At 72.7% G+C, this 25,861-nt stretch carries 33 protein-coding genes; 18 read left to right on the forward strand and 15 right to left on the reverse strand.

Translation table 11 applies throughout. The annotated features are described in order from the left end of the window. Positions 1 to 13: 13 nt before the first annotated feature. Positions 14 to 496, reverse strand: a complete 483-nt coding sequence (locus tag ABZ249_RS25125; RefSeq protein WP_026129182.1) for a CarD family transcriptional regulator — start codon at positions 494 to 496, stop codon at positions 14 to 16. A 342-nt stretch (positions 497 to 838) separates the two neighbouring features. Next, positions 839 to 1,501, reverse strand: coding sequence for a phosphate signaling complex protein PhoU (gene phoU, locus ABZ249_RS25130; protein ID WP_220564604.1), 663 nt, complete (start codon positions 1,499 to 1,501; stop codon positions 839 to 841). A gap of 124 nt (positions 1,502 to 1,625) precedes the next feature. On the opposite strand from phoU, the gene ABZ249_RS25135 reads away from it, so the two are divergent. From ABZ249_RS25135 to ABZ249_RS25145, 3 genes are all read left to right on the forward strand, one after another. Beyond that, positions 1,626 to 2,819, forward strand: a complete 1,194-nt coding sequence (locus ABZ249_RS25135) for an ATP-binding protein (RefSeq protein ID WP_255647007.1) — start codon at positions 1,626 to 1,628, stop codon at positions 2,817 to 2,819. Beyond that, positions 2,816 to 3,520 (forward strand): response regulator transcription factor, encoded by a 705-nt coding sequence (locus ABZ249_RS25140; RefSeq protein WP_220564603.1) that lies wholly within the window; start codon positions 2,816 to 2,818, stop codon positions 3,518 to 3,520. Before ABZ249_RS25135 ends, ABZ249_RS25140 begins: the two co-directional genes overlap by 4 nt. Positions 3,521 to 3,816: 296 nt before the next feature. After that, positions 3,817 to 4,632 carry a class I SAM-dependent methyltransferase gene (locus ABZ249_RS25145; protein WP_220564602.1) on the forward strand — a complete coding sequence of 272 codons (816 nt, stop codon included), beginning with the start codon at positions 3,817 to 3,819 and terminating at the stop codon, positions 4,630 to 4,632. A 15-nt stretch (positions 4,633 to 4,647) separates the two neighbouring features. Here ABZ249_RS25145 and dtd read toward each other — a convergent pair whose 3' ends face one another. After that, positions 4,648 to 5,073 carry a D-aminoacyl-tRNA deacylase gene (gene dtd / locus ABZ249_RS25150; protein WP_355267428.1) on the reverse strand — a complete coding sequence of 142 codons (426 nt, stop codon included), beginning with the start codon at positions 5,071 to 5,073 and terminating at the stop codon, positions 4,648 to 4,650. 22 nt (positions 5,074 to 5,095) lie between these two features. Next, positions 5,096 to 6,946 (reverse strand): DUF2207 domain-containing protein, encoded by a 1,851-nt coding sequence (locus ABZ249_RS25155; protein WP_355267430.1) that lies wholly within the window; start codon positions 6,944 to 6,946, stop codon positions 5,096 to 5,098. Between the two features lie 159 nt (positions 6,947 to 7,105). Here ABZ249_RS25155 and ABZ249_RS25160 point away from each other — a divergent pair, with 159 nt between their 5' ends. From ABZ249_RS25160 to ABZ249_RS25170, 3 genes are all read left to right on the forward strand, one after another. Then, entirely contained in the window at positions 7,106 to 7,975 is an 870-nt protein-coding gene (locus ABZ249_RS25160) for a neutral zinc metallopeptidase (RefSeq protein WP_355267789.1), read from the forward strand. A gap of 55 nt (positions 7,976 to 8,030) precedes the next feature. Then, on the forward strand, positions 8,031 to 9,014 hold the full coding sequence (locus ABZ249_RS25165) for a neutral zinc metallopeptidase (RefSeq protein WP_355267433.1): 984 nt from the start codon (positions 8,031 to 8,033) through the stop codon (positions 9,012 to 9,014). Positions 9,015 to 9,122: 108 nt separating this feature from the next. Beyond that, a complete protein-coding gene (locus tag ABZ249_RS25170; RefSeq protein ID WP_355267436.1) occupies positions 9,123 to 11,546 on the forward strand; it encodes a hypothetical protein in 2,424 nt (807 codons plus the stop codon). Here the strand turns inward: ABZ249_RS25170 and ABZ249_RS25175 are convergent. The 3 genes from ABZ249_RS25175 to ABZ249_RS25185 form a co-directional block, all read right to left on the reverse strand. After that, entirely contained in the window at positions 11,531 to 11,821 is a 291-nt protein-coding gene (locus ABZ249_RS25175) for a DUF2516 family protein (protein WP_220565485.1), read from the reverse strand. The genes ABZ249_RS25170 and ABZ249_RS25175 overlap by 16 nt on opposite strands. A gap of 151 nt (positions 11,822 to 11,972) precedes the next feature. Further along, positions 11,973 to 12,917, reverse strand: coding sequence for a M56 family metallopeptidase (locus ABZ249_RS25180; protein ID WP_355267439.1), 945 nt, complete (start codon positions 12,915 to 12,917; stop codon positions 11,973 to 11,975). Between the two features lie 5 nt (positions 12,918 to 12,922). Then, the gene (locus tag ABZ249_RS25185; RefSeq protein WP_220564598.1) at positions 12,923 to 13,285 is read right to left on the reverse strand and encodes a BlaI/MecI/CopY family transcriptional regulator; all 363 of its coding nucleotides are present in this window, start codon (positions 13,283 to 13,285) and stop codon (positions 12,923 to 12,925) included. A gap of 242 nt (positions 13,286 to 13,527) precedes the next feature. Here ABZ249_RS25185 and ABZ249_RS25190 point away from each other — a divergent pair, with 242 nt between their 5' ends. Continuing rightward, entirely contained in the window at positions 13,528 to 13,722 is a 195-nt protein-coding gene (locus ABZ249_RS25190) for a hypothetical protein (protein ID WP_355267443.1), read from the forward strand. Continuing rightward, positions 13,715 to 14,773 (forward strand): DUF2637 domain-containing protein, encoded by a 1,059-nt coding sequence (locus ABZ249_RS25195; protein WP_355267446.1) that lies wholly within the window; start codon positions 13,715 to 13,717, stop codon positions 14,771 to 14,773. Before ABZ249_RS25190 ends, ABZ249_RS25195 begins: the two co-directional genes overlap by 8 nt. A gap of 106 nt (positions 14,774 to 14,879) precedes the next feature. Here the strand turns inward: ABZ249_RS25195 and ABZ249_RS25200 are convergent, their stop codons facing one another. Both ABZ249_RS25200 and ABZ249_RS25205 read right to left on the reverse strand, forming a co-directional pair. Continuing rightward, positions 14,880 to 15,068: a DUF397 domain-containing protein gene (locus tag ABZ249_RS25200; protein WP_355267449.1), complete on the reverse strand. Its 189-nt coding sequence runs from the start codon at positions 15,066 to 15,068 to the stop codon at positions 14,880 to 14,882. 1 nt (position 15,069) lies between these two features. After that, positions 15,070 to 15,909, reverse strand: a complete 840-nt coding sequence (locus ABZ249_RS25205) for a helix-turn-helix transcriptional regulator (RefSeq protein ID WP_355267452.1) — start codon at positions 15,907 to 15,909, stop codon at positions 15,070 to 15,072. A 184-nt stretch (positions 15,910 to 16,093) separates the two neighbouring features. Here ABZ249_RS25205 and ABZ249_RS25210 point away from each other — a divergent pair, with 184 nt between their 5' ends. From ABZ249_RS25210 to ABZ249_RS25255, 10 genes are all read left to right on the forward strand, one after another. Beyond that, on the forward strand, positions 16,094 to 16,279 hold the full coding sequence (locus ABZ249_RS25210; protein WP_355267455.1) for a hypothetical protein: 186 nt from the start codon (positions 16,094 to 16,096) through the stop codon (positions 16,277 to 16,279). Continuing rightward, entirely contained in the window at positions 16,276 to 16,494 is a 219-nt protein-coding gene (locus ABZ249_RS25215) for a hypothetical protein (RefSeq protein ID WP_355267458.1), read from the forward strand. Before ABZ249_RS25210 ends, ABZ249_RS25215 begins: the two co-directional genes overlap by 4 nt. Then, on the forward strand, positions 16,491 to 16,715 hold the full coding sequence (locus tag ABZ249_RS25220) for a hypothetical protein (protein WP_355267460.1): 225 nt from the start codon (positions 16,491 to 16,493) through the stop codon (positions 16,713 to 16,715). The genes ABZ249_RS25215 and ABZ249_RS25220 overlap by 4 nt, the downstream gene beginning before the upstream one ends. After that, positions 16,708 to 16,896, forward strand: coding sequence for a hypothetical protein (locus ABZ249_RS25225; RefSeq protein ID WP_355267463.1), 189 nt, complete (start codon positions 16,708 to 16,710; stop codon positions 16,894 to 16,896). Before ABZ249_RS25220 ends, ABZ249_RS25225 begins: the two co-directional genes overlap by 8 nt. A gap of 183 nt (positions 16,897 to 17,079) precedes the next feature. Then, complete coding sequence (locus ABZ249_RS25230) at positions 17,080 to 17,286, forward strand: hypothetical protein (RefSeq protein ID WP_355267466.1); 207 nt, start codon at positions 17,080 to 17,082, stop codon at positions 17,284 to 17,286. Continuing rightward, complete coding sequence (locus ABZ249_RS25235; protein ID WP_355267469.1) at positions 17,286 to 18,446, forward strand: rRNA adenine N-6-methyltransferase family protein; 1,161 nt, start codon at positions 17,286 to 17,288, stop codon at positions 18,444 to 18,446. The genes ABZ249_RS25230 and ABZ249_RS25235 overlap by 1 nt, the downstream gene beginning before the upstream one ends. A 168-nt stretch (positions 18,447 to 18,614) precedes the next feature. Then, positions 18,615 to 18,833, forward strand: coding sequence for a hypothetical protein (locus ABZ249_RS25240; protein ID WP_355267472.1), 219 nt, complete (start codon positions 18,615 to 18,617; stop codon positions 18,831 to 18,833). 18 nt (positions 18,834 to 18,851) lie between these two features. Then, positions 18,852 to 18,983, forward strand: a complete 132-nt coding sequence (locus ABZ249_RS25245) for a hypothetical protein (protein ID WP_355267475.1) — start codon at positions 18,852 to 18,854, stop codon at positions 18,981 to 18,983. Between the two features lie 84 nt (positions 18,984 to 19,067). Then, entirely contained in the window at positions 19,068 to 19,757 is a 690-nt protein-coding gene (locus ABZ249_RS25250) for a hypothetical protein (RefSeq protein ID WP_355267477.1), read from the forward strand. A gap of 88 nt (positions 19,758 to 19,845) precedes the next feature. Then, positions 19,846 to 20,379, forward strand: a complete 534-nt coding sequence (locus ABZ249_RS25255) for a hypothetical protein (RefSeq protein WP_355267480.1) — start codon at positions 19,846 to 19,848, stop codon at positions 20,377 to 20,379. A 354-nt stretch (positions 20,380 to 20,733) separates the two neighbouring features. Here ABZ249_RS25255 and ABZ249_RS25260 read toward each other — a convergent pair whose 3' ends face one another. The 6 genes from ABZ249_RS25260 to ABZ249_RS25285 all read right to left on the reverse strand — a co-directional run bounded on the left by ABZ249_RS25260 (position 20,734) and on the right by ABZ249_RS25285 (position 25,859). Next, positions 20,734 to 23,349, reverse strand: a complete 2,616-nt coding sequence (locus ABZ249_RS25260) for a glycerophosphodiester phosphodiesterase family protein (protein WP_355267483.1) — start codon at positions 23,347 to 23,349, stop codon at positions 20,734 to 20,736. Further along, positions 23,342 to 23,740, reverse strand: coding sequence for a hypothetical protein (locus ABZ249_RS25265; protein ID WP_355267486.1), 399 nt, complete (start codon positions 23,738 to 23,740; stop codon positions 23,342 to 23,344). The genes ABZ249_RS25260 and ABZ249_RS25265 overlap by 8 nt, the downstream gene beginning before the upstream one ends. Next, positions 23,740 to 24,618, reverse strand: a complete 879-nt coding sequence (locus ABZ249_RS25270) for a peptidoglycan-binding domain-containing protein (RefSeq protein WP_355267489.1) — start codon at positions 24,616 to 24,618, stop codon at positions 23,740 to 23,742. Before ABZ249_RS25270 ends, ABZ249_RS25265 begins: the two co-directional genes overlap by 1 nt. Positions 24,619 to 24,682: 64 nt before the next feature. After that, positions 24,683 to 24,862 (reverse strand): hypothetical protein, encoded by a 180-nt coding sequence (locus ABZ249_RS25275; RefSeq protein WP_355267492.1) that lies wholly within the window; start codon positions 24,860 to 24,862, stop codon positions 24,683 to 24,685. 521 nt (positions 24,863 to 25,383) lie between these two features. Beyond that, positions 25,384 to 25,722, reverse strand: a complete 339-nt coding sequence (locus tag ABZ249_RS25280; protein ID WP_355267495.1) for a hypothetical protein — start codon at positions 25,720 to 25,722, stop codon at positions 25,384 to 25,386. A 2-nt stretch (positions 25,723 to 25,724) separates the two neighbouring features. Further along, positions 25,725 to 25,859, reverse strand: a complete 135-nt coding sequence (locus tag ABZ249_RS25285; protein ID WP_355267498.1) for a hypothetical protein — start codon at positions 25,857 to 25,859, stop codon at positions 25,725 to 25,727. Between the last annotated feature and the right edge of the window lie 2 nt (positions 25,860 to 25,861).

Consider the following 25,861-nt stretch of genomic DNA (forward strand, 5'->3'; position numbering starts at 1 on the left):
CCGCGACCGTGCTTCAGTTCGTGAGAACCTCGTCGAGGAGGGCTTCCGCCTTGTCCTCGTTGGTCTTTTCCGCGAGGGCCAGCTCGCTGACGAGAATCTGGCGCGCCTTGGCGAGCATCCGCTTCTCACCGGCGGAGAGACCGCGCTCCTTGTCGCGCCGCCACAGGTCGCGCACGACCTCGGCGACCTTGTTGACGTCGCCGGAGGCGAGCTTCTCCAGGTTGGCCTTGTAGCGCCTCGACCAGTTGGTGGGCTCTTCGGTGTGCGGTGCCCGGAGCACCTCGAAGACCTTGTCCAGGCCCTCCTGCCCCACCACGTCGCGAACGCCGACGTCCTCGGCGTTCGCGGCCGGCACACGCACCGTCAGATCGCCCTTGTCGACCCTCAGAACGAGGTAGGTTCTGTCCTCGCCCTTAATGGTGCGAGTCTCGATCGCTTCAATACGAGCAGCCCCATGATGGGGGTAGACAACAGTGTCGCCGACCTTGAAAGCCATGTGACAGGTACCCCTTCCGCTACCACAAGGATACCATGAATCTGTGACTTAACGTACCTATTAGGTTTGCGAACACGCAGGTCAAGCACCACTTTTTAGGGCTTGACAAAGTCTACCCGACCGGTCAAGAGAGGCCGATCCGCGCAGGTCCGGGAGGGCCCGCGGCCCTTTAGCGGAAGGGATCGGCGCCGCTCGCGCGGGGGTCGGCGGACACGGTCGCGAACACCGCCGGAGCGCCCCGGAAGAGATTCGTATCACCATCCCGGGGGCCGTGCGCGCCCTCCGGGGCCGGCCCCGGGACCGCCCTCCTGCGGACGGCTCCCGCGGGCGGCGCGCACCCGGTCAGCTCTCCGGCTCGTAGTCCTCCCGCCGCTCCCCCGTCACCATGTAGACGAGGTTGTCCGCGACGTGCACCGCGTGGTCACCGAAACGCTCGTAGAACCGCCCCACCAGGGTGACGTCCATGGTGGCCTCCACCCCGTACTCCCAGCCGGGGGTGAGGATGCGCTGGAGGAGCTTGCGGCGCAGCCGGTCCATCCGGTCGTCGTCCTCGTCCAGCTCCAGCGCGGTGTCGGGGTCGCGGTGCCGGATGACCTCCCCGGCCTTGGTCACCAGCATCTCCGCCTGGTGGCCCATCTCCAGGACGATGGAGCGGACCGGCTCGGGGATCGCCGAGTCGGGGTGCCGGCGGCGGGCGATCTTGGCCAGGTGGACGGCGTGGTCGCCCATCCGCTCCAGGTCTCCGCGCATGTACAGCGAGGTGATGATCGTCCTCAGGTCCGACGCGACCGGCTGCTGCCGGGCCATCAGACTGAACGCGGTCTCCTCGACCTCCTGGTCGAGTCGGTTGATCCTCTCGTCACCGGAGATGACCTCCTGGGCCGCGTCCAGGTCACTGTCCAGCAGTGCCGTGGTGGCCCGGGCGATGGCGTGCCTGGCCAGGCGGGTCATCTCGATGAGGCGCTCGCTCAGGCTGTCGAGGTCCTCGTGGTACGTATCGCGCATGGTGTCAATGCTCCCAGTGGTTTTCTGAAGAGTCGGCCAAGAGTCGGTGAACGCTGGAAGAACCTAGGCCATGACACAGGCCCTGACCGGGTAAAGGTCCAGTCCGCACGTTTACGATCGAAACGTGCAAGGGGAACTTCTCGCCGCTCTGACCGGCATCATCGGACTCGTCGCGGGCGTCGTCGTGGGCGTTCTGGCGGGCTCGTTCTTCCGTGCCGGGGCCACCGAGCGACCGGCGCCCGTCCCGCAGCGGAACGACGGCACCACACTGCCGCCGGGCATCGCCGAGGTCCTCTCCGCCCTCCCTTCCTCCGCCGTGGTCCTGGACTCCGCCGACCGGGTCCTGCGCGCCTCCTCGGCCGCCAGGGCCTTCGGCATCGTCCGGGGCGAGGAGCTGGTCATCGACGAGCTCCTCTCGCTCGCCCGCCGGGTGCGGCGCGACGGCGTCATCCGGGAGACCGAGATCGAGGTGGCCGTGCGCAAGTTCGGCCCCGACGCGACGTCCTTCGCCGTGCGGGTGGCGCCGCTGGGCGGCACCGGGCTGGTGCTGGTGCTGGCCGAGGACCAGACCGAGCACCGGAGGGTGGAGGCGGTGCGCCGCGATTTCGTGGCGAACATCTCCCACGAACTCAAAACGCCGGTCGGTGCGTTGTCGCTCTTGGCCGAAACCGTACAGGACGCGAGCGACGACCCCGAGGCCGTGCGCCGGTTCACCGACCGCATGCAGACGGAGGCGTCGCGGCTGACCGCGCTCATCCAGGACCTCATCACGCTCTCGCGCATCCAGGGCGCCGAGCCGATGGCCGAGCCCACCCGGGTGGACCTGGGCGGCGTGGTGGAGGAGGCCCTGGACGCGGTGCGCATGCCCGCCGACGCCAAGGGCATCGAGCTGGTGGGCAGCGGGGCCGAGGGCATCACCGTCCTGGGCGACGAGGGGCTGCTGGGCACGGCGCTGCGCAACCTGATCGCGAACGCCGTCTCCTACAGCCCCAAGAACACCCGGGTCGCCGTCTCGGTCGCGCTGACGCGTTCCACCGTGGACATCAGCGTCGCCGACCAGGGGATCGGCATCCCCCAGCAGGACCTCGAAAGGATCTTCGAGCGGTTCTACCGTGTGGACGCCGCTCGGAGCCGGGCCACCGGAGGTACCGGACTGGGCCTGGCGATCGTCAAGCACATCATGACCCACCATCGTGGAGAAGTGACCGTGTGGAGCAAGGAGGGGTCCGGGTCGACGTTCACTCTGCGTCTGCCCAGACCCGACGACCGGGGGCTGGACGCCGCCCGGAACACCGACCGTCAGGAGGCGGCACAGTGACTCGTGTACTCGTGGTCGAGGACGAGGAGTCCTACAGCGACGCCCTGTCCTACATGTTGCGCAAGGAGGGCTTCGAGGTCGCCGTGGCGCCCACCGGGACCGTGGCCCTGGAGACCTTCGACCGCACCGGCGCCGACCTGGTCCTGCTGGACCTGATGCTGCCGGGCCTGTCGGGCACCGAGGTGTGCCGGAGCCTGCGGCAGAAGTCCAGCGTCCCGGTGATCATGCTGACCGCCAAGGACTCCGAGATCGACAAGGTCGTCGGTCTGGAGCTGGGCGCCGACGACTACGTGACCAAGCCCTTCTCCTCCCGTGAGCTGGTGGCCCGCATCCGCGCGGTGCTGCGCCGCCGCGGCGGGGAGGTCATCGACGAGCCCGGGCTGCCCACGGCGCTGGAGGCGGGGCCGGTCCGGATGGACGTGGACCGCCACGTGGTGACCGTGCGCGGCGACAACGTGCAGCTGCCCCTCAAGGAGTTCGAGCTCCTGGAGGTGCTGCTGCGCAACGCGGGCCGGGTGCTGACCCGGATGCAGCTCATCGACCGCGTGTGGGGCGCCGACTACGTCGGCGACACCAAGACCCTCGACGTGCACGTCAAGCGGCTGCGCGCCAAGATCGAGGACGACCCCGGCAGCCCCAAGTACATCGTCACCGTGCGCGGGCTGGGCTACAAGTTCGAGCCGGTCACCGCCGACGTCTGATCCCCGTTCCTCTCTCCGGGGGGCCTGTGCCCCTCTCCGGACCGACCGTCCCCCTCCCGGGGACCACCGCCCCCTCGCGTCCCGGTTCCGGGCCTCCCGCCCGGTGGCCGGGACGTGCCCGTTCCCGGGGCCGGGCGGGTGTCGGCCGCGCGGGCGCCGCCGAGGGCGGGAGCACGGGATAAGCCGCGGATAACCGCCGGAAAGGCGGTTCGCCCAGGATCCGAGCACGGGGGGCGTCCGGATCGAGGGCGCCTCCCGGGCCAGCACCGGACCCGCGCAGAAAGGCGTCCCGCCCCATGACCTTCATCGGTATGACCGCCGCCGTGCACAGCCTGGACCTGCCCGGCACCGAGGTGATCCCCATCTACGAGGGCTTCCACGGCTACATCTACGGGAGCCTGGCCGAGGCCAACACCGCCGACCTGGACCTGGTGCGGGCGCGGCTGGGGTCGGGTCCGCTGCGCGTCCTGGACCTGTGCTGCGGGATGGGCCGGTTCGCCCGGGCCCTGGCCGCCGAGGGGCACACCGTCACGGCCGTGGACCTGTCGGCGGACATGATCGCCCAGGCCGAGGAGATGTGGCGGCCGCTGGCCGCCGACGCCCCCGGCGAGGTCGTCTTCGAGGCGGCGGACGCCACCGCGCTGGAACCCGGCGAGCCCTTCGACGCGGTCCTCATCGGCGGGCTGTCCGTCAACACCTTCGACGCCTCCGGCCGCCGGGCGCTGCTGGAGGCGGCGCGCTCGTACCTGCGCCCGGGCGGGACGCTGCTGTTCGACCACTTCCCGGCCCCGGAGAAGGCCGGCGACCCGGCCTACCACACGTTCCCGTTCCCGGGGGAGGACGGCAGCGCCTTCACCGTGCTGTCGGTGTTCCAGACCCCGGAGGAGGGGACCCAGATCACCAACATGTACTCCGAGATCATCGACGCCGAGGGGGCGACCCGCCGGTTCCTGTCCAGCGAGACGGTCACCTACACCGACGCGGAGGAGCTGCGCGCGGAGCTGGAGCGGTCCGGCCTGCGCGTCGTCGAGGAGCTGGACACGACCCCGCCGGCGGAGTCCGGGTCCTCGGTGGCGCCCCGGTCGGTGCTGGTGCGCTGCGAGGCCGTGTGACGGGGCCCGCGGGGGTCAGACCTCCAGGAGGACGGTGAAGGGGCCCTCGTTGGTCAGGCCGACCGACATCCGGGCCCCGAACACCCCGGTGGCGACCGTGGCGCCCAGTTCGCGCAGCTCCTTGACCACCACGTCCACCAGGGGCTCGGCCACCGGGCCGGGCGCCGCCGCCTGCCAGGTGGGGCGGCGGCCCTTGCGGGCGTCGCCGTAGAGGGTGAACTGGCTGACGACCAGCAGCGGCGCGTCGATGTCGGAGCACGACCGCTCGTCCTCCAGGATGCGCAGCGTCCACAGTTTGCGGGCGAGTTTGGCGGCCTCGGCCTCCGTGTCGGTGTGGGTCACCCCCACCAGGGCCATCAGGCCGGGCGAGGTGATCTCCCCGACCACCTCGCCGTCCACCGTCACCGACGCGTGCGACACCCGCTGCACGACCGAGCGCATGGGCCGCTCCCCCTCTTCTCTCCTACCGGCGTTCGGAACGCTGGAGCTGGTTGAGCACCCGCATCCTGCGGGTGTTGGTGATGATGCCGGTCAGGGACACCACGAACGCGCTGATGGAGTCCGAGAAGTCCTCGATCCGCCATTCGCGCGGTCCGGTGTACCAGGCCAGGCCGTCGCCGGTCAGCTCCTCCGGGGTGAGGTCGCTCAGCGCCGCCTCGGCCAGGATGTGCGACCAGCGGTCGACGTCGTCGAAGATGACGGCGTAGGGCAGGTAGCGCGAGTAGAGCTCGACGCGCTGGCCGGAAGGGGCCGTCTGGGCGCGCGGGCTGAGCAGGTACCTCCGGAAGCCCATGGTGTGGGCGTACACCGAGCTGCCCAGCCTGGTCTTGGCGGGCATGTACTGGGCCCCGGCCGTGATGGCGGCGCCGGCGATGACCACCGCCAGGCCGGTGAAGGCGGCGGTGGTGAACACCGCCAGCACCACGGTGAGGACCACGCCGATCGCGGTGACCGCCATCCCGGCGGTGCTCCACAGGGTGCGCACCCGGCTGGGCGAGCGGACGAACCACTTGAGCCGCACCATGTCGCGGTACAGCTCCTCGCGGACCCGGTCGATGCGCGCCGGGAAGTCGGCGGAGGCGCGGGGCGAGCCGAGCTGGGACAGCTTCACCGTGGGGCGGTCGCCGAACAGGGCGTCCAGCAGCAGCCACTCCGAGGCCAGCAGGGTCTCGCCGGGCGGGCCGTCCAGGCGGACGAGCCGCCAGTCCACGGAGGTGAAGTGCTCGTGCGGCTGCTCCTCCAGGCGGATGTAGCCGCGCACGGCCAGGTCCAGGACGGTGGCGGTGAGGTCGGCGATGTCCACCCGCTCGTCGATCAGCGTGCCGATCTGGCCGGGGTGGACGTCGTCGGGCGGGGCGAACCGCACCCGGCCGTCCTCCTCCGTGAGGGGGGCGTGGTCGCCCGCCGCGGCCTCCCTGCGCAGGGCGCGCTCGTCGCGGCCGCGGACCCGGACGAGCACGGCCAGGCCGCCGACCAGGACGACCAGCAGCACCCCGAACACGCTCGCGGTGGCGGGTGTGACCTTGAAGGCCGAGGCCAGCGACCAGCGGCGGGTGAGGATGGGCTCGCCCTCGGCGGTGCCGGGCGGGTAGTTGACGACGATGTCCAGGCGGTCGGCGGGCTCCATGTCGGCCTGGAGGAAGTGCGCGACCGCGGACTCGGGCCCCATGTCGGAGGCGGTGCAGTACATGGCGCTGCGCGGCTCTCCGGCCAGGCAGGACAGCGCCTCGGGCGGCAGCGGGGCGGTGACGGTGACGTCGGTGGCGTCGACGGTGTGGCTGTAGGCGCCGATGGCGCGCCATTCCATCTGCACGCCCTGGGACACCCTGCTGACGGTCCCGCCGACCCGGTAGGTGAGGACGACCTCGTCCAGGCCGCGGGTGGGGATCTCCACCACGAGCGCGCCGTCGCGGTGCTCCACCACGGCGTCGAGCGCCCGCCCGTCGGGGCCGGCGACCTTGACCCCGTTGACCTCGAAGCGGCGGTCGTGCTCGGTGTCGTAGAGCATCGTCTCGGTGAGGCCGCGCACGAACACGTCGGGGGCCCCGCCCTCGAAGGCGATGGTCTCCTCGGCGTGCAGGACGCCCAGCGCGTCCAGTTCGAGCTCCACGGTGTTGGTGATCAGGGGGTCGTCGGCGCTCCGGGGCCCGGTGACGCTCGCACCGGCGGCCGGTACTGTGGTGGCCGGTGTCGCCACCGTCGCGGCGCGGGCCGCGTCCACCGCACCCGCGGCGGGCGCCGCCGGCAACGAGGAGAACACGAACAGGGCCGCCGCAGCCGCGACGGCCTGGCGCCAGGAGCCGACCCACCACATGATGCGAGAGCCTATCCGGTCCCCCCGGCCCGCGACGTCCCCGGGCGGTCCGCGCACGGACCCCGCGCACCGGCGGGGGAGGAGAGCGGGAGGGTCCGGCCGGTGAGGGGCGGACCCCCGGTCGGGGACTGGTCGGAGCGGCCCGGGTTCTTCCAGCGGATGGGGATCGGGGTGTCGCTCACCCTGGGCACCGGGCTGGCGGCGGTCGCCCTGACCGGGTTCCTGGCCATCTCCGCGATGCTGCCGGGCGCGGACACCGCCTGGTCGCACCCGGCGGCCCTGGGGGACGTGACGGCCGAGGCCGACGACGCGGGCCCGTCCACGGGGGCGTCGACGCTCACCGACAACCCGCTCTACCTGGCCGGGGAGCTGGGCGAGGTCACCTGCGAGACCCCCGCGCTGGACGAGGAGGACCCGGAGTCGGTGGAGGGCTTCGTGCACGCCCTGGCGGACTGCCTGGACCGGGCCTGGGGCTCCTACTTCGCGGACGCCGGGATGGAGTTCACCGCGCCCAACCGGGTGTACTGGTACACCGAGGGGCACAGCCCCTGCGGGGCGTTCCCGTCGGGGAACACGGCGGCGTTCTACTGCCAGGCCAACCGGGGCCTCTACCTGGGGGTGGAGGACATCGTGGAGGCGTCGGCGGGCAGCGACCGCCCGGAGGCGTACACGTTCGTCATCAGCCACGAGTACGGGCACCACGTGCAGGGGCAGTCGCGGATCCTTGCGGAGTTCCACTCGGCCCGGGCGGGGGTGCCGCGGGCCGAGGCCGACGAGCTGACCCGCCGCAACGAGCTCCAGGCCAACTGCCTGGGCGGGGTGTTCTTCGGGGCGGCCGAGGACCACCTGGGATTCGGTCCGCGGGGCCGGGAGAATATCCTCGACGACGTCGTCCGGCGCTCGGACCGGGGCCTGGGGCACACGCACGGCAGCGGGGAGAACGGCCGGCTGTGGACCGCGCACGGTATGGACCGGGTGGACCCGGGGGCGTGCAACACGTGGGACGCCCCCGAGGAGCTGGTGCGGTGACGGTGGCGGAGCGCGGACCGGTCCGGTCGGCGCGGTGAGGACGGGACGGTCGGCGGTGCCGGATTCGGGTGAGGCGGCCGCGGCGGAGCGGGCGCGGCGCACCGACCGCCGTGTGTTCACGATGGTCACCGGTCTGCTGGTGGCCCTGCTGGCGCTCACCCTGCTGTCGTGGACGACCGTCGAGGAGACCGGCGGCGGGGGCGCGGCGGACGCGTCCGGTGCCCCGTCCGTCTCCGACGGCGGGAGCGGGTGGCAGCCCTCGGGGGGCGGCCGCTCGGGGCCGCTGCCGGGCGCGGCGGAGGTGCCGGACCGGCCCGCGGGGCACGCGGCGCTGGTGGCCAACCCGCTGTACGGCACGGGGCGGCTGAGCCCGCGCCCGTGTCCGGCCCCGGAGCTGGACGTGGACGAGCCCGAGTCGATGGAGGCGTTCCTGCACTCCGTCGCGGACTGCCTGGACGACGCCTGGGAGACCCAGTTCGCGCGGGCGGGCATCCCGTTCACGCCGCCGCGCCGGGTGTTCTGGGACGAGCCGGGGGTGAGCCCCTGCCGCAGCTACCCGTCGCAGGCGGGGGCGTTCTACTGCCGGGCGAGCGCGAGCATCTACATCGGGGTCGCCGACGTGGTGGACAAGTGGAACGGGGCGCGCAACGGCGTCGTGTACGCCTCGCTGCTGGCCCACGAGTACGGGCACCACGTCCAGGGCGAGTCGGGGCTGCTGGAGTACTACCACGAGCAGCGGGACCTGGAACGGGGCCACGCGGCGCGCAACGGCTGGACGCGGCGCGGCGAGCTGCAGGCGAACTGCCTGGCCGGGGCGTTCCTGGGCTCGGTACGGGTGGGCTACCCGCTGACCGACGACGACCTGGACACCCTGCTCACGGACGCGGAGGCCACCGCCGACCGGGAGGGCGGCCCGGAGAGCGAGCGCACGCACGGCTCGGCGGAGAACAGCGTGCACTGGATGCTCACCGGCTGGGAGGAGCAGACCCCGGGCGCCTGCAACACCTGGGCCGTGGACGACCTCTCCCTGGTCGACTGACGCCGGCCGGGGCGGCCGCGCACCGCCGGAGGGCGGCGGCGGACCTGGTCGTCCACAGGACGGGCGGAGGCGCTGTCACGCGGCCACGGAGCGTGGCAGGATGCTGGCATGACGGATCACGTCGAGCCCCTCCGATCCCTCGACCCCCTCCCCGCCGCCCCTCCCGTCCCCCCGCCTCCCGGCTCCCCCGCCGCTGCGGAGCCGCCGCCCGCGACCGATCCCGGCGCGGACCCCGGCGGCGGACCCGCCTCCGGGCCCGTCCGCGGGCGGGTGGAGCTGCGCGTGCACGGGGTCAGCGGCGGCCAGGCCGAGGAACTGCTGGACGTCGAGCCCGCCATGCGGGTGGGCGGCGACCGGCTCGCCGGGTTCTTCCGCTGGCGCCGGGGCGCGGACACCGAGACCGTGCCCGGGGTGCGGCGGGAGATCTTCGCCTGGGGCAACCTCACCTCGGGCAGCTCCTCCCGCGCCTTCTGGCTGCTGCTGTTGCCGTTCATGCTGGTCAACGTGGCGTACTGGATGCGCCCGGGGCGGGCGACCCGCAACCTGCGCGGGGTGGCGCGGGTCGCCGACAACGTGTACGGGGCCGGGATGCGGCTGCTGGCGCTGTCCCTGACCGTGCTCATCACGGTGGCCGCCGCCGGGATCGGCGTGGACCTGCTCGGGTGGCAGTGCGCCGCCGGGCTGGGCGAGGAGTGCGCGCGGGCGCGGCCGTGGCTGTCCTTCTGGGCGTCGCCCGACTCGGTGCTGTCGGCGACCGGTCCGGCCTTGGCGGTGGGCTCGCTGGTCCCGCTGGCGGTGGTGGCGGTGCTGTGGCGGCTGTCGCGGCGCACCGCGGCCGACTACGAGGTGGTCTCCGCCCCGGCGCCGCCCGTGTACGATCCCGGGGCCCCGCTGAGCCACCCCGACCTGTGGCGCAACAGCGAGATCATGGCGCGGCTGCGGTCGGCGCACATCGCGGTGTCGCTGGGCGTGCTGGCGCTGCTGGTGTCGGTGCCCGCTCTGCTGTACGACGCGGTCGGCGGCCAGGCCCGCGCCTGGGGCGCGGTGCTGGTCGGGGCGCTGGGGGCGGTCGCGCTGGTGAGCGCGGCCAGTGTGCTCGTCCCCGGGGTGGACCCGCGGTGGAACGCACGGGCCGACCGCCTGTGCAGGCTGCTGCGCGACGCCACCCTGGTGCTGCTCGCCGCGACCGCGGTGTACGTGCTGTGGCCGCGCCCGGGGTGGTCCGCCCAGGGGCGGCTGCCCGGGCATGCGGCGGTGCTCAACGCCCTGTTCACCGTCCAGGTGGCCCTGGTGCTGCTGACCCTGGCGGCCGCGGTGGTGCTGTACGCCTCCGCCCGGGCGCACCGGGGGGCGGCGATGCGCGGGATGGCCGGGCCGGCCACGGCGGCGCTGGGCGCGCTGACCGGCGGGGCGTTCTCGGCCGCGGTGGTGTACCAGGGCGCGCAGTGGCTGAGCGGCTGCCGGGCGCTGTCCACCCCCGGGGCGGACTGCCTGCCGATGGAGACGCCCACCGTGTACTCCTGGCTTCAGCTGGCGATCGCGCTGGAGGCGGTGCTGGCGGTGGCCGCGGCGGCGGTGCTCGCGGTGCGGCTGCGGCGGGACACCCGCGCGCACGTGGCCTCGGTCACCGAGGACTACGAGCGCAGCGTGCGCGACCGGCGGACCTGGGACATCGCCCGGGCGCGGGCCCTGGGGCGGATGACCGAGGCGGTGCCCGGGGTGCTGGTGGCGCTGCTGCTCCCGGCTGTGGCGCTGGGCGCCCTGGTGCTGTACTCGATCCTGTCCGGGCACCTGACCCCCGGCGGCCCCGAGCCCGCCGCGGCGGCCGTGGCCGGGCGGGTGCGGGTGGTCGCCCAGGGGGCGGTGTCGGTGCTCATCGGCGCCGGGTCGCTGCTGGGCGGGGCGGCGCTGGTCGCCCTGGTGTGGATCGGCCGCAGCGCCTACCGGGACAGGCCGACCCGGCAGGCGGTGGGCGCCGTGTGGGACGTGGGCACGTTCTGGCCGCGGGTGGCGCACCCGCTGGCCCCGCCGTCCTACGCCGAGCGGGCGGTGCCGCAGCTGGTGGCGCGGGTGGCGCGGATGGCCCGCGAGGGCACCGCGGTGGTGCTGTCGGGCCACTCGCAGGGGTCGGTGCTGGCGGCGGCCACGGTGTGGCAGCTGCCGGACGACTGCCTGGGCCGGGTCGCGCTGATCACGCACGGCTCGCCGCTGGACCGGCTGTACGCGCGGTACTTCCCCGCGTTCTTCGGGCCGGAGCCGTTCGCGGACCTGAACGGCCGGGTGGCGGGGTGGCGCAACCTGTGGCGGACCACCGACGCCATCGCGGGACCGGTGCGGATGCGCTCGGGGACGGGGACCGCGGTGGTGGAGCCGGAGCGGCCGCTGCCCGACCCCCGCTCCTACGACGCGCTGCCGGGAGAGGCCCGGCGCCCGGAGATCCTGGGCCACTCCTGCTACACGGACGACCCGGCCTACTCCCAGGCGCTGCGCCGGATGCTCACGGAGCTGGAGAAGGCCTACCAGGGGCCGTAGGGGCCCTCGTTGCGGCCGCCGCCCACGCCCTTGACGGCGGGGCGCACGTCGAGCAGGAAGATGAGGGTGGCGACCAGGCACAGCAGGATGAAGAGCGAGACGTTGAAGAACACCGCCAGCGCGGAGAGGCCGGTGGCGACTCCGGTGAGGGTGACCCAGAGCTTCTTGGTCTGCTTGTCCATGATCTCGAAAGCCGCGGCCGGTGTCCGGAGTGCCTCGATCAGGGCGTACAGGCTGGCCACGAAGGTGACCAGGTAGATGACGTACCAGATCATTGCCACAACACACTCCCGACGACGCTCGTGAGGAACGGCGGGTCCGCCCGTCCTCCACGGTAAACGGCCCGGAGGCGCGAATCGTGCCCGGAGGCGGCCCCGCCCGGGGAAGGTCACACCGGCGCCGGGGAGGCGCCGTCCGCAGGGCCGCTCAGATGGTGATGTGCCACAGGCAGGTGACCGAGGCCAGCAGGAAGGCCGAGGCGCCCATGATGACGGCGCCCGCGTGGTAGGAGAGCTCGTCGTCGGGCCGCAGCAGGCGGTTGACCCGGCGCACCACCCCGGGCTCGGCCTCCTTGACCGCGGCCATGGCCCCGGCGGGCACCGGGGCGGGCCCGGCGGCGCCGAAGCGCAGCAGCGCCATGGCCAGCTCGCGGGACGAGCTGGTGCGGCGGGCCTGGTCGTCGGCGCACATCTCGATGAGCAGGGCGACGGTCTCGTAGTAGGTGCGCACCAGCCGCACCCGCGGGAAGGCGCGCTTGAGGGAGGAGAACGGCAGCAGCACCAGGTCGTGGCGCTCGCGGAGGTGGGCGTGCTCGTGGGCCAGGACGGCCGCCAGCTCGCGGTTGTCGAGTACGGCGAGGGCGCCCTCGCTGATCACGACCTGGGAGCGGAGCACGCCCGGAAGACAATACGCGGCGGCGGCCGGGTGCTCGATGACCCGTGCGCCGGGGACGTCCGGGTGGTCGCGGGCCACGAGTTCGAGCAGGTCGTGGTGGCGTCGGCGAACCCGCACCACGTGCACGAAGGAGGAGACCAGGCCGTAGAAGAGCACCAGGGTGAGGACGGCGGCGAGCACGACGGCCAGCAGGTGCAGCACGCCCTGGACGCCCTGGGCGAGTTCGGCGAGGACCAGGCGCCCGGTGACGATGTCGGTGGCCAGGGCGAGCAGGCCGCCCGCGGCGCCGAGCCGGTACGAGGAGAGTCCGAAGGCCAGGAGCGCCCCGATGGTGGACACGCCCCAGGCGAGGCCGAGTGCCTGCCAGGTGATCACGGCCGTGTAGGGCCCGCGCGAGGGCCACTTCGCCCGGTGCAGGAGCGCCATGGCGACGAGGCAGCCGACCGCGACGAGTGAGAGGAGGGCGGCACTGACCATACGGACTAGTTCCTTGGCTGATCGATTTCCGCGAGTGCGCGCCGGAGCGCGTCCGCCTCCTTGCCGTCCATCGACTGGACGAAGGCGGCCAGGGCCGCGTCACGATCACCGGTCTGCCCGAGAGCGTCGAACATCAGCTCGGACACGTAGGCCTCCCGGCTGGCTGCCGGGCGGTACCGCCACGCGCGACCTTCGCGTGCCCGGGAGACGACCTTCTTCTTGGCCAGTCGGTCGAGCACGGTCATGACGGTCGTGTGAGCGAGATCCCGTTCGGCGAGCTCTCGACCGACCTCACGAACCGTCATTGGTTCATCTCGTGCCCACAGTACATCCATCACTGCACGTTCAAGTTCGCCGAGCCGATTCATGCCCTCGAGTCTACTTGCGGTCGTACTACGCACTGTAGAGGGTCCCACTTGCACTGTGCGACCTGCGAAAACACCACCTTCCGGCGATGCTCTGTGCGCCCGATAGTACCCCCAAGAGCGCCCCCGGAAAATCCCCCTGCGAGGTACTGTCCCCACAACGCAAAGCGCCCCCGGGCGGTGCAGCCACACCGCGCCGAGGGCTTGGCCCCTACCTGGTCGTACCAAGGACCTCAGGAGGAACCGTGAACACCGTACCGCGCCCCGGCGGCGCCCCCACCGCCCAGCTCCTCGCCGACGTCTTCGACGTCCTGGCCGACCACGGCTACGACCGCGCCCCCGGCCGGGCGCTCGCCTCCGCGCTGCCCTGCCTCGACGCGCTGCTCGCCGACCTCGTCGCCACCTACGAGGGCCGCGCCCTGGAGGTGCCCGGTGCGTAGCCGCGTCCCCCTCCCCGCCCTCGCCGGCCTCGGCATCGCGGCCGGGCTCATCGCCGTCTCCTACGGCCACATCTACGACGTCGCCCGGGACTCCGGCGCGGACCCCTGGGAGGCCGCCATCATCGCGGCCACCGTGGACGGCCTCATCGTGATGGCGCTGTCCACCATCGCCCTCGCCGGACGCCACGGAGTGAAGCCCCCGAAGATCGCGAAGGCCGCCTTGGTCGTCGGGGTGGTGGCCACCGGCGCGGCCAACCTCGTCCACGGGGTGTCCTACGGGTGGACCGGTGTGGCCGTGGCCATCTGGGTGCCGCTCGTCGCCGAGGTCGCTTACCTCCTGGCGATGGCCGCGCTGCGGATCGTCCGGCAGGCGAAGGACACCCGTCCGGTCATCTGCGGTCACCGCGTCCCGGTGTCCGCGGTCATGGTGCGGGTGGCCGCTGACCGTGCGGCGGCCGTGGCCGCTGCGGAGCAGGAGGCGGCGGTCATGACCGCGCGGCCGGTCATCTGTGGCCGGGTCATGTCCGTGGCCGCCCTGTCCGCCACGCTGCCGGTGTCCGCCCCCGATGCCCGGCCGGTCATCTGCGGGGCGGACATCCCCGTGACCGCGCTCGCGGACACGCTTCCTGTCCGCCCGGTGCTGCCGGTGATCTGCGGACACGTGGTGCCGGTGTCCGCCGTGACCGCGCCCCTGGCCGACGACCGGCCGGTCATCTGCGGTGGCCGCCTGGTGTCCGCGGCTGAGGTGCTGGCGCGTCCCCCTGTGTCCGCGCCGACGGAACGCCCGGCCATCCCAGCGGCGCGCCCGGCCAAGAGCGGTCGGCCGACCGGTCACCGGCCGGTGACCGCTGCCGTGGCCGAGGCGAGGGAGACGGCGGTCATGGAGTGGCTAACCGACCCGTCCGCCCCGGACACGCGGATGACCGCGGCCACCGGGGCAGAGGTGGCCGCCCTGCTCGCCGAGCGGAACCTCGGCACGGTGTCCGTCCGGACCGGCCGCCGGATCCTGGCCGCGGTCCGGGAGTCGCTGGGCGAGCTGGCCGCCGTGTAGCGGAGGCCCTTGGTCCTTCCCCGCCATCACCCAGCCGGGGTACAGTGTCCTCGGGAATTGAACGCAGGAGGCCCCGACCACCACGGTCGGGGCCTCTCTGTTTGCCCTACTCGCCCTGTCGCACCGAGGCGACCAGCCCAGCCCACTCCGCAAGAGCGAACATCAGATGCCCGGCCTCACGGTTCTGGGTGTCCCGGACGGCGGACCCGTCGGGCAGATCGGCGACCTCGACGCAGTTCTGGGGCTGCGAGTAGGTGCTCTTGCGGAACAGCTCAGCGGGAATTGAACGGTCCATGTCAGGTGGTCATTTCTTGTAGTCGGGTCAGGGTCTCCTCCGGCAGGAGTGCCGTGAGGCGTAGGTGGTCGAACAGCCGCCGGTACCTGGCAACCTCCGCTGGGTCCTCCAGGTACAGCCCGTCCGTGTCGGTCTCCAGGTACACCACATCGGGGTCGACCGTGCTCGGGAACCCCATGATCACGAAGGGCCCACCCGTACCGGAATGCAGCCGGTCCGCGGGGACCATCTGGATGGTGACGTGGGGATGGTCTGCCACTTCAACGAGATGGGCGATCTGGGCGCGCAGAACGTCAGGGTGGTGGCGCAGCCGGTTGAGCGCGCTCTCGTCGAAGACGAACCACATGTCCTCGGGTGGGCTCCCGAAGATGATCCGCTGGCGCTCAATGCGAGCATCCACGACACGGTCGACGATCTTCGGGTCGCGGACCATGGCGGCCTGGGTGATGAGCCGAGCGTAGGCGGGAGCCTGGAGCAGACCGGGAATGACGGCCAGCTCCCAGTTCCAGATCCCGGACGCCTCGGCCTCGAAGCCGACGAAGGTCGGAGCGAGCACGTCTCTGTACCGCTCCCACCATCCCCGTTCGCGCGACTGCCGGCACAGGTCCAGGACCGCCTCACGGACCGCGGGGTCCTCAACGCCATAGGTGTCAAGCAGGGTACGGATCTCCGCCACCTGGGGTCTTTGCCTGTGGCCGCTCTCGATGTTCCCGAGCTTGCCGCGCGACCACTCGGTGGCCCGCACGACGTCGTCGAGGGTCATGTTCGCTTCGTGGCGTAGGCGTCGTAGCTCATCGGAGAGCCGACGTCTGCGCACGGTGGGTGAGTATCGCTCGCTCATCTGCTGCTCCTGGGTGCCGGTGCCCCCTGATCGTATGACCGGGGCGGGGAAATCGGACAAACGTGGATTCCATGGACTGGAATCCCTAGGTCTCTTGAAAACGTGGAATACATGTTTCAGTATGGGCCCTAGTTCGATTCCCCGCTGGGCTTCCCACCCGGCACTCCTTACCGGAGGTGCGCCCATGGCGCGAACCCGATACCTGAACTGCTCCGAACTCGTAGCCGCCCGCTGGCTGGCCTCCGAGGCCCTCCGCTGGCGCCGGCCCCGTCGCGCCGCCCGGGTCCGCTGGTACTCCCACCCCGGCCGGGACATGGCCCCGCTCGCCTCGGCCGTCCAGGTCCTCCTCGCCGTGCGAGGTGCCGCATGACCGCCGTCTGCGACATCGCCGAGCTGCCCACCGAGACCGCGCTTCGGTCCTGGGCTGACGAACATGGCGTCCCGGTCCGCTACCTGGGTCCCACCCTGGAGGCGCGCGCGGTGTACGCCGCCACGGTCGGCACCACCACCCGGGTCGCCGTCAGCAAGCACCGCGACCCGTACCCGTTGCCGCTGATCTGGCACAGCCCCCTGGAGGAGCTGTGACCTCCGACCCGCGGGTTCGGATGCTCGACGACCTGATCGCAGGACGGTGGATCCTCACCCTGGAGCCCACCGCTGACGGCGATCAGGAGGTCGTCGCGTACCGGCCGATCGGCTGGACCGGCCCGAACCCGCACGAGCGCCTCGCCGCGCCCGACCACGACGCCATGCGGGCCCTGCTGGAGTCCCGCCACACCGACACGGAGGACCCGCCGCATGGGTAGGAAGCGCGAATTCGTCAACCCGGCCGACGACCCGATCCCGGACGGCCTCACCAAAGAGGAGAAGGACGCCGTCCGCCGCCAGGGCGAGGGCCTCGCCGCCCGACGCGAAGCGGGCGCCCTCCTGATCGGCGACCCGGGTCAGCGCCGCCGCGGCGCGGACTCCGGATACGACTTCGGCTGACAGACCTCGCGCGCACCGCTCCGTCCGCGGGCGCGCGGACCGACCGGCCGCCCGGGCACCCAGGCGCACAAGGCGCCAGAGGGGATGTGCCAGGCGGCCCCGCCCGCAAGGGCAGGCGGGGGCAGGGCCAAATGACCTGCCCCCGCCACTGACCACCTCCACACCAGCGCACAGGAGCACACCATGGCCGCGACCCTGACCAGCACCACCCGCCCCCGACCCGTCCCGATCCTGGTCCCCTTGCCCGCGCCGACCGGGGCGCAGAAGGACTGCTCCATGTGCCAGGGGAAGGGCGGCAAGTGGGTCACCAACGACGGCAAGTCCAAGGGCAAGGACATCGCCCGCTGGGTGGCCTGCACCGGCTGCAAGGGCACTGGGAAGGTCGGCTGATGAGCGGGCAGACCGAAGGCATGACCCTCGACTACGGACTCCTCGCCCGCGCGCTCGGCACCGAACTCGCCGACCAGGGCACCCCCGAACGCCTCGCTGAACTGTTCGCCCGGGTGCCGCGGCACCGGTTCCTCCCCCACCAGTTCCGGACCATCGACGACACCCGCTACGACTGGGCGGACGACCCCGACCTGTGGCTGCGCACCGCCTACTCCGACCGGGCCCTGACCACCCAGGTGGACGACGGCGCCGACGGGGGGATGGGCATCCCCACCTCTTCCAGCAGCGCACCGTCGGTCATGGCCCAGATGCTGGACGCCGCCGACCTGCGCCCCGGGCAGCAGGTCCTGGAGGTCGGCACCGGCACCGGGTACAACGCGGCCCTGCTGACGGAGCTGCTGGGCCCGGACAACGTCACCTCGATCGAGGTCGACGAGGGCCTGGCCGACACCGCCCGCGCCGACCTGGCCGCGGCCGGGTACCTGCCCACCATCCTGGCCGGGGACGGCGAGTCCCCTCCGGCGCTGGCCGCGGTGTACGACCGGCTCATCGCGACGTTCACCGTGGCCGTGGTGCCGTGGCGGTGGCTGGACGTGGTCCGGTCGGGCGGGCGGATCGTCACCCCGTGGGCGCCGTCCCCGGGGGCGCCGGTCGGCCTGCTCGCCGTCCTGGACGTCGACGGCGGCGGTCGGGCAGCTGGGAAGTTCGCGGGGGCGCTGTCGTTCATGTGGTCCCGGTCCCAGCGGTGGCCGAGCGCGCCGATGCCGGGCCCGGACGCCCAACCGGACCAGGTGGAGCAGGTGTCCGGTGACCCGCGCGAGGCGTGGCTCGACGGGGACATGGCGGTCCTGCTGTCCCTGCTGCGGCCCGACTGGGCGCACGGCATGGGCATGGAGCCCGGCGCCGAGGAACCGCACGTCCGGGTCGTCTCGACGTCCTGCTCGTCGTGGATGCGGCTGCACGCGGACGGCCGGGTCGAGTCCGCCGGCAACCGCCCGCTGTGGGGTGAGTTCGCCGACGCGCTCACCTGGTGGCGCGCCCAGGAGTCCCCGCCGGTCACCGAGTTCGGGCTGACCGTCGACCGCGGGCGCTCCGTCCAGACGGTGTGGCTGCACTCTCCGGACACGGCGGTGTGGACCTCGCACCGCCACCCGGCCTAGGACTCCGCGCGCCCTGCCCCGTCCGCGGGCGCGCGGTTGAGCCCCGCCTCTTCCCTGGGGAGGGACAGGAGGCGGGTCGGGGCCACCGGTTTTGGGAGATCCCGGTGGCCCCGTTTTCCGGACACGATCAATCACGCACGGGCACCGTGCAGATACGGGGGGATATCCATGCAGGACAACGAACACCGCCTGCCTCCGGACGGGCCGGGGGAATACCGGTTCTGGCTGCGGGTCCACATGCCGCCGGACGGGTGGACCGCGTTCCGCGCCGAGCACACCATGGGCGTCAGCGAGCCGACCCGCGACCGGCTCGCCACCGTCCTGCACGTGGAGCTTGAGGGCCTCGGCGAGAACACCGCCTGGTGGGATCGCGTGGACGTCACCTGAGGCGGGTACGCATTCGACATGGACGATGACCCCCTGACACCGGATGATCGCACCTGGCTCGCCGACCTGCTCGCCGAGACCGGCCCGGAGGCCACACACGAGATCGCCGAGCTACTCGGGATCGACCTCGGCGGCAACGGCGAGGACTGACCCGAACCGAACCCCGCCGCGCGCCAGCGGCGGGGTTTCCCCTGGGGCTTGCATGTATCGATCGATACATGTACTGTTCGATACATGGACAGGGAGCAAGAAGCCCTCGAAGCAGAGCTCGAAAACTACGCCCGCGTGATCGCCGGACGTGACAGCCTCATCGTCAGAGCCCGATGCGCCGGCATCACCAAGCACCGCATCCACAAGGTCACCGGAATCAGCCGGTCCACCATCGACCGCGTACTCGACAAGGAGTTCCCCATGTACACCTGTGACATCTGCGGATTCAAGAGCCGTCGCCCGCTCATCGAGGGTCCGCTCGGCACCTGCTACCGGTGCCCTGCCCGCACCCGCCACATCGCCGCGACGGACGGCCCCCTCCCGGGGCACGCCCTGTGCGAGGCCATTGCCGTGTACGACGGGCAGGGCCGCGACGACGCCCCGGCCTGCCCCGTGTGCGTCCACGCCCAGGAGACCGGCGTGGACCCGCTCCGGCACCGGGACATGGTGCTGCTCGGGTACGTCATCACGGTGGCCCCCGAGCTGTGGGAGGCCGGAGGGCACGAGCACCTGTTGTGGGAGACCGAGCGCGGCCGCCGCCTGGTCCGCGACGGCTACCTCATCGACCGAGGGGAGACGTTCGAGGCCACCGACAGCGGCCGGGCCCTGTGTGAGGCATACGAGGAGGCGTGGCGGGGCGACCGGCAGGCCAACGCGAACCACTCGATCGCGATCGCGATGGGTCTCCGCGCCGTCGAGCCCGCACGAGGCTGACCCCTGGCCCCCTGGCCCCCTGCTCCCCGCGCATGCGGGGATGCCGCCCACCCCGGGCGGGACCCGAACCCCCTGAACGGAGCACCCTGTGCAGTACGTCGCCCTCATGTCCGCTGTCCGCCTCGCCGGGAACCCCGAGAACCACATCGTCGCCGTCCACACCTGGGAGGACGACGACCTCGGGACTCAGCTCACCCCCGACATCGACACCCACATCCCCCACGCCGACGAGACCACCGGAGTCGCCAAGGGCGCCGCAGAGCAGGCGCTCGCCGCCCAGGGATGGAGGGTCACCGGGGAGTGGGCCCTCTCCGGTGACGGCTGGTACGCCGACGTCACCGACGCCCGCCGGGTCACCCCCGACCACATCCGGGCCCTGTACGACGCCCAGGCCGACCGGGAGCCCTCCGCCATCGGCCTGTCGGACCTCCGGTACATGGTCCTGGCGGACTCCGGCGACGGGGAGGTGTCCCCCGTCGTCGCGGACACCGCCCGAGAGCAGGGGTGGCCGGTCCTGTACTCCGCTGAGGCCCTGATCGGGTGGCTCGACGGGACCGAGCTGACCGACGCCGACGCTGAGGCGATCGCGGCGGAGATCAACACGAATCTCCTGAACCGCTGACACAGCCGACTCCGTTGGGTTATGGTGGAGCCAATCCCCTCGGGGAGCGCCCGCGCAGGCGGGTATGGACCAACTAACAGGTAGATCACTACCTGTGAAGGTCACCGGCCCCACGCACGTGGGGATGGGCCACTACGCCGTTTCACGGTGAAGACCCAAGCAGTACGCCCCCGCGCACGCGGGGATGGACCGCGAATGTTCTGGAAGGCGGGGGAAACCCTCCACCCAGAAGGCCCCTTTGCTCCGCGCACGCGGAGATGAGAACCCCGCCCCCGGGCGGGGTTTCTGCTTTCCCTGGACACGCGAACGGCGCCCCCGCCCCACCGTGATGGTGGAGCGGGGGCGCGGTGGTGGTCACACCAGGTGGATGTTGGAGAAGCGGGCCCGCACCGACCGGACCGCCAGCCCCAGCACCAGACCCCGGAACGACGAGTCCGTGGCCGCGACCGAGGCCGGGGTGGACGCGACGTCGACCCGCCGGAACGTGAGCTGCGTCGGCGTCACCGCCAACTCGACCGTGACCTTGGTCGGGGTGGTGGGTGAGACGGTGAGCGCCGGGGACGTGGCGGCGCCGAGCTGGGTGGCGCCGCCGATGGTGGACTCCCACAGGTCCAGGGCGCCGGACGGGCGGACGAGCAGGTTGTAGGAGCGGATGTTCTGGGTGACGTCGTCGTACCCGGCGTCGTTCTCGCTGAGCAGGATCTGTGCGGAGCGGGTGGTGTTGGTGGACTCCAGGATCTCGATGTCCGCCCGCAGGGTGAACGTGCTGGGCAGCGTCTTGAACGCGCCGACGGTCACGCTGGTGTAGTTCAGCGGGGACCCGGTCGACATGTCCGGCGGCGCCAGCTCCAGGCCCCCGCCGGAGAACGATCCGGTGACGGGGTTCTGCGGCAGGGTGAGGTGGCCGTGCGGCCACGGGCCTGCGGCGTAGGAGTCTCGGGTTGCCCCCGGGCCCGGGCCGAGGTACCAGGGCTGGTCGGTGATGATGCCGTCCACCGACCGGGCCTGCATGGCGGCGAGCTCGGTGCGGCGGTTGATGGTGTAGACGAGCAGCCGGTGGCCGGCCGCCCGGGCCGCCGCCATGTTCCCCGCGGGGGCGTCCTGCCGCATCCCGTAGAACCGGAACCCGCTGGCGTACAGGGTGGCCGGGCTGGTGGCCCCGGCGGTCTCGATGTACCCGGCGGGCAGCCCGGCAGCGATCGCCCGGAGCCCGGGCCGCTGGGAGAACGACTGGACCATCACGGAGTCCTGCATGCCCCACCGCTGCACGCACGCGACGATGGCGTCGCCGAGCGCGTCCAAGCGCGCGTTGGACTCGCCGCTGGGGTACTTGGCCTCGATGAACCACACGACGGGAGCGCCCTTGAAGCGGGCGAAGACGTCGTCGAGAGTGAGCATGTCGACGTCCGGCCAGCCAGTGAACCCGAGCTGGGACGACTTCACCGGGTGCCGCTTGGTGGACTGCGCCGACATCTGCGCCACCGGCAGCGACAGGTTGTGGGTGCGCAGCAGGGTCGCGTCGTGGTTGATGATCAGCGACCCGTCCGCGCCCAGGCACGCGTCCAGCTCGATCACCTGGCACCCGGAGGAGATCGCGGTGGAGAACGCCTCGGCGGTGTTCTCCGGGGCGACGGCCATAGCGCCGCGGTGCGCTACCAGCAGCGGCCAGGTGAGGTCGGCCATGCGCAGCCCGACCGGGCCGGGCGGCCCCTCGGGTCCCTGCGGTCCGGTGGCTCCGGCGGGCCCCTGGGGTCCGGTCTCACCCGCGGGGCCGGCCACACCCTGCGGGCCTTGGGGGCCGACCTCTCCCTGGGGTCCGGTCGCGCCGTCCGCACCGGCCACTCCCTGCGGGCCCTCCGGTCCGGCCGGTCCTTGGGGTCCGGTGTCTCCGGTCGGGCCGACGGGTCCCTGCGGGCCCTGCTCACCGGCCGGGCCTGCCGGCCCCTGCGGGCCTTGGATGGTGCCGACGTTGTCCCACGCGGTGCCGGTCCACACCCACAGGTCCCCGGCGATCAGGTACGCGTCGCCGGGCTGGCCGGTGGCGGGCAGGTCCGCGGGGTCGGGCAGCGATCCGAGGATGGACACCCCGGTCCCCGGCTCACCCTGCGGGCCTTCCGGCCCGGCCGGGCCCTGGGGTCCGGTCGCTCCGGTCGCACCGTCGGCACCCGCGGGGCCGACCGGCCCCTGGGCGCCGTCGGCCCCCGGTTCGCCGGGGTCGCCCTTGGGTCCCTGCACACCGGCCGGGCCTTGGGGTCCCTGCGGTCCGACCTCGCCCTGGGCGCCAGCAGGACCGGCGGGGCCTTGCGGACCCACCGGACCTTGGGGGCCGGCGGGGCCTTCGGGTCCGGGTGGGCCCTGCTCGCCGAGGCCTTCGGGGAGCTGGGCGGTGGGGACCAGGCCGTCGGTGCCGAGGGCGGCCACCCCTCCGGGCAGGCCGACGGTGTCGGCGGGGACGGCGCCGACGTCGGTGGCGACCAGCTCGACGGCGCCGACCATGCCGTTGACGGAGTCGACCGCCCCGGTGCCGCCCCCGGACACGGTGACGTGCCCCGTCATGCCGTTCACGCTGTAGACGTAGGTGTCGCCCAGCGGCGGCGGGACCGGCGGCGGCGTGTAGGTGGCCAGGTCGATCGGGCCGCCGTCGTGCGGGACGACCAGGGTGTGGGTGTAGGCGCGGGTGTCCTCTCCGTCGTAGACGCTCACCTCGACCTGGTAGTGCCACCCGGCGGGCTGGACGTCCGGGTCGGTGGTGGCGGGCACCCGGGCGGAGATGGCTCCCCACCGGTCCATGGTCAGGACGAGCGGGGAGCCCATGATGATGGTGCCGTGGGCCGGGGAGACGAGCCGGTCCACGGACGGGGTGAGGGTGACGGTCCCCCACGCGCCGGGGTCGCCGTCCAGCAGCGCCCACTGGCCGGTGATCTCGATGAGGTCCAGGTCGTCGGGGAGCTGCCAGGGGCTCTCAGGCATCGGCGCCTCTGCGGGTGTGCGGGGCCAGGTAGGCGGCGACGAACGCGACCACGGTGACCGCGGCGGCGGCCTGCTCGGCGGTGACCTCCAGGCCGAACAGGCCGGTGATGAAGATGATCAGGGTCGCGGCCGCGGCACTGACGCCAGCGGCGGCGACCTTCTTCTCGGGGACGAGGGTCGCGTCGCGCGGCCCGGGTGCTTCGTGCATGGCGTCCTCCTGCTCGTGGGCTTCGCGCCCGTCGAGGCTGTTGTGGGTGATGACCCAGCCGACCGTCCCGTCGTCACGCTTGATCGGGCGGGTGGTGGGTCCGCAGACGCAGGTGGCTTCCTCGGTCTGCCAGTCGTGCTCGATGAGGTCGTTGTTTGGGACGACGTGGGCGACGTTCGTCATCAGGTGATGGGGGCGGTCCACAGGACCGGCCAGGTCTGGGCGCCGACCAGGCCGTCCGGGCGCAGGTTCTTCTCGCGCTGGAACAGCTCGACGGTCCCGGCGGTGTTGGTGCCGTACCGGCCGTCCACGGTGATCGCCCATCCGCGGTCGCGCAGGCGACGCTGGAGCTTCTCGATGTGCGGCCGGTCGGACGCCCAGTGGTAGCCGGAGTGGTTGCGGGGGTCCCGGTGCGGCGGCCCGAACCAGTGGCCGGCCGGGAGCGGGAACGCGTAGGGCGGCTTCTCCCCGGGCTTCGTCGGGCGGGGCTTCGGGGTCTCGCCGCCGGACTCCCCGGACCCGCCCCCGCTGGCGCCGGGGGTGAGCTTCCCGGCGCGGAGCAGCCGATACAGCGGCTCCCCCGGGCAGCTCGTCGAGTACCCGTCCCGGTGCCCCTTGATCTCCGATCCGTGCCCGCGCTCGCGGATGAGGGCGGCGGCCTCACGCCCGGCCGCGACCTGGTCGGTCGTGGGCGTCGTGTGGCCGCTACTGCCCACCAGGAGGAGCACCGCCTGGTGGCCGCTGTTCAGGCCGGGCCCGTTGGCGGCGGGGAGCTTGCCGATGCCCCGCCACTCGTGGACCAGGTACCGGCCACGGCTGTCCTTGTGCCCGCAGGCGCAGACGTTGTAGCCGCCCCAGGTCCACCCCTGGGCGAGGTGGCCGGCGACGAACCCGTTCATGCGGCGAATGCACTCGTCGTGGTCGTCGACGATCTTGGGCGACAGGAAGCCGCCGGTGTAGTGGAACTTCACCCCGCGGGTGCGGCCGACGTTGGAGAACGCGGAGTCACTGATGCGGCGGTCCGCCCAGTCCTCCCGGGGTACGAGTACGGCGTTGGCCATGGGTGGGTGCCTCCTGGACATGACGAAGGCCCGGCGGTCGGCCGGGCCTGGGGGTGGGGTGGGGTTACGGCTGGGCACCGACCCACGGGCCGGTGAGCACCGTGGTCTCGGTGACGGACTGGGTGCCCCCGGGGACCTGGGTGACGGTGGTCGTGGTCGTCGTCGTGCGGCGGCGGACCTGCTGGCCCGCGGCCATGAGCGCCGCCTCGGCCTCATCGGCGACCAGCCCCAGGTCGATCGGCACCGGGTGGCTGTTCTGCGCGGAGATGGTGAGGCGCCCCGGGTCCTCTGGGTTCGCCTCAGGGGGCTGGGGCGGTGGGTGGTGACGGAGTGACGGTGACGGTGTCCCCGGGCGGCCCGGGCGGGCCCTGTGGTCCTGCTGGCCCCTGAGGTCCGGCAGGGCCCTCCGGCCCGGCCGGGCCTTGGGGTCCGGGGGCCCCGGAGGGCCCGGCCGGTCCTGGTGCTCCGTCCTGTCCGGGGTCTCCATCAGAGCCGGACGGGCCGGTAGGTCCGGGCTCGCCACGCAGGCCGGGCGGCCCGGAGGGACCGGGGATGGGGACGGGGGTTCCGGTGGGCGGCGGGACGGGGGTTCCACCGAGGAGTTCGACCTGGCGGGCGAGTTCCTCGCGGTGCCGGTCTGCGCGTTCGAGGTCCACCGTAATCCGGGCCACCGACCCGATCAGGATCGTGACGGTGGCCGCGATGATGAGCAGGACGACGACATGCACGGTTCCGCGGATGCGGGGCTTCTGCATCGTCACGGTCTCACCCACCCCGGAGTACGAAGGCCAGGACCACGGCGACGACGATCGGCGACAGGAACGAGGAGATCGCCGTCCACCCCGCCTTGCGGACCTGGTCCCTGAGGTCCACCACCTGGGAGCGCACCTGGCCGAGCTGCTCGGACATGGCGTTGTACCGCTGGTCAGCCGCCGCCCGTTCCGCTTCGCGTTGGCGCTCATCCGCCAGGCGGTGCGCTTCGTACACTTCGCGCAGCACGAACGCGTCCAAACGGGTGTTGAGCTGAGCGATGTCCGCGGACAGCTCCCGGTGCCCCGCCTCGAACGTGCGTTGCAGCTCCCACATGGTGGGCTCGTCGGGCACGGTCACCCCTCCTCGATGCCGCCCGGCGGCGGAGCGGGCACCACGATGGTGTTGCCGTCGGGGGGTTCCCACCGCGGGGGCTCGGCGGCGGGCGGCGGTTCGGGTTCGGGGACGATCTCCGACACGGGGTCGGTCATGG

This window comes from Nocardiopsis sp. NPDC006139, assembly GCF_040614155.1.
In the GTDB taxonomy this organism is placed as follows: domain Bacteria; phylum Actinomycetota; class Actinomycetes; order Streptosporangiales; family Streptosporangiaceae; genus Nocardiopsis; species Nocardiopsis changdeensis.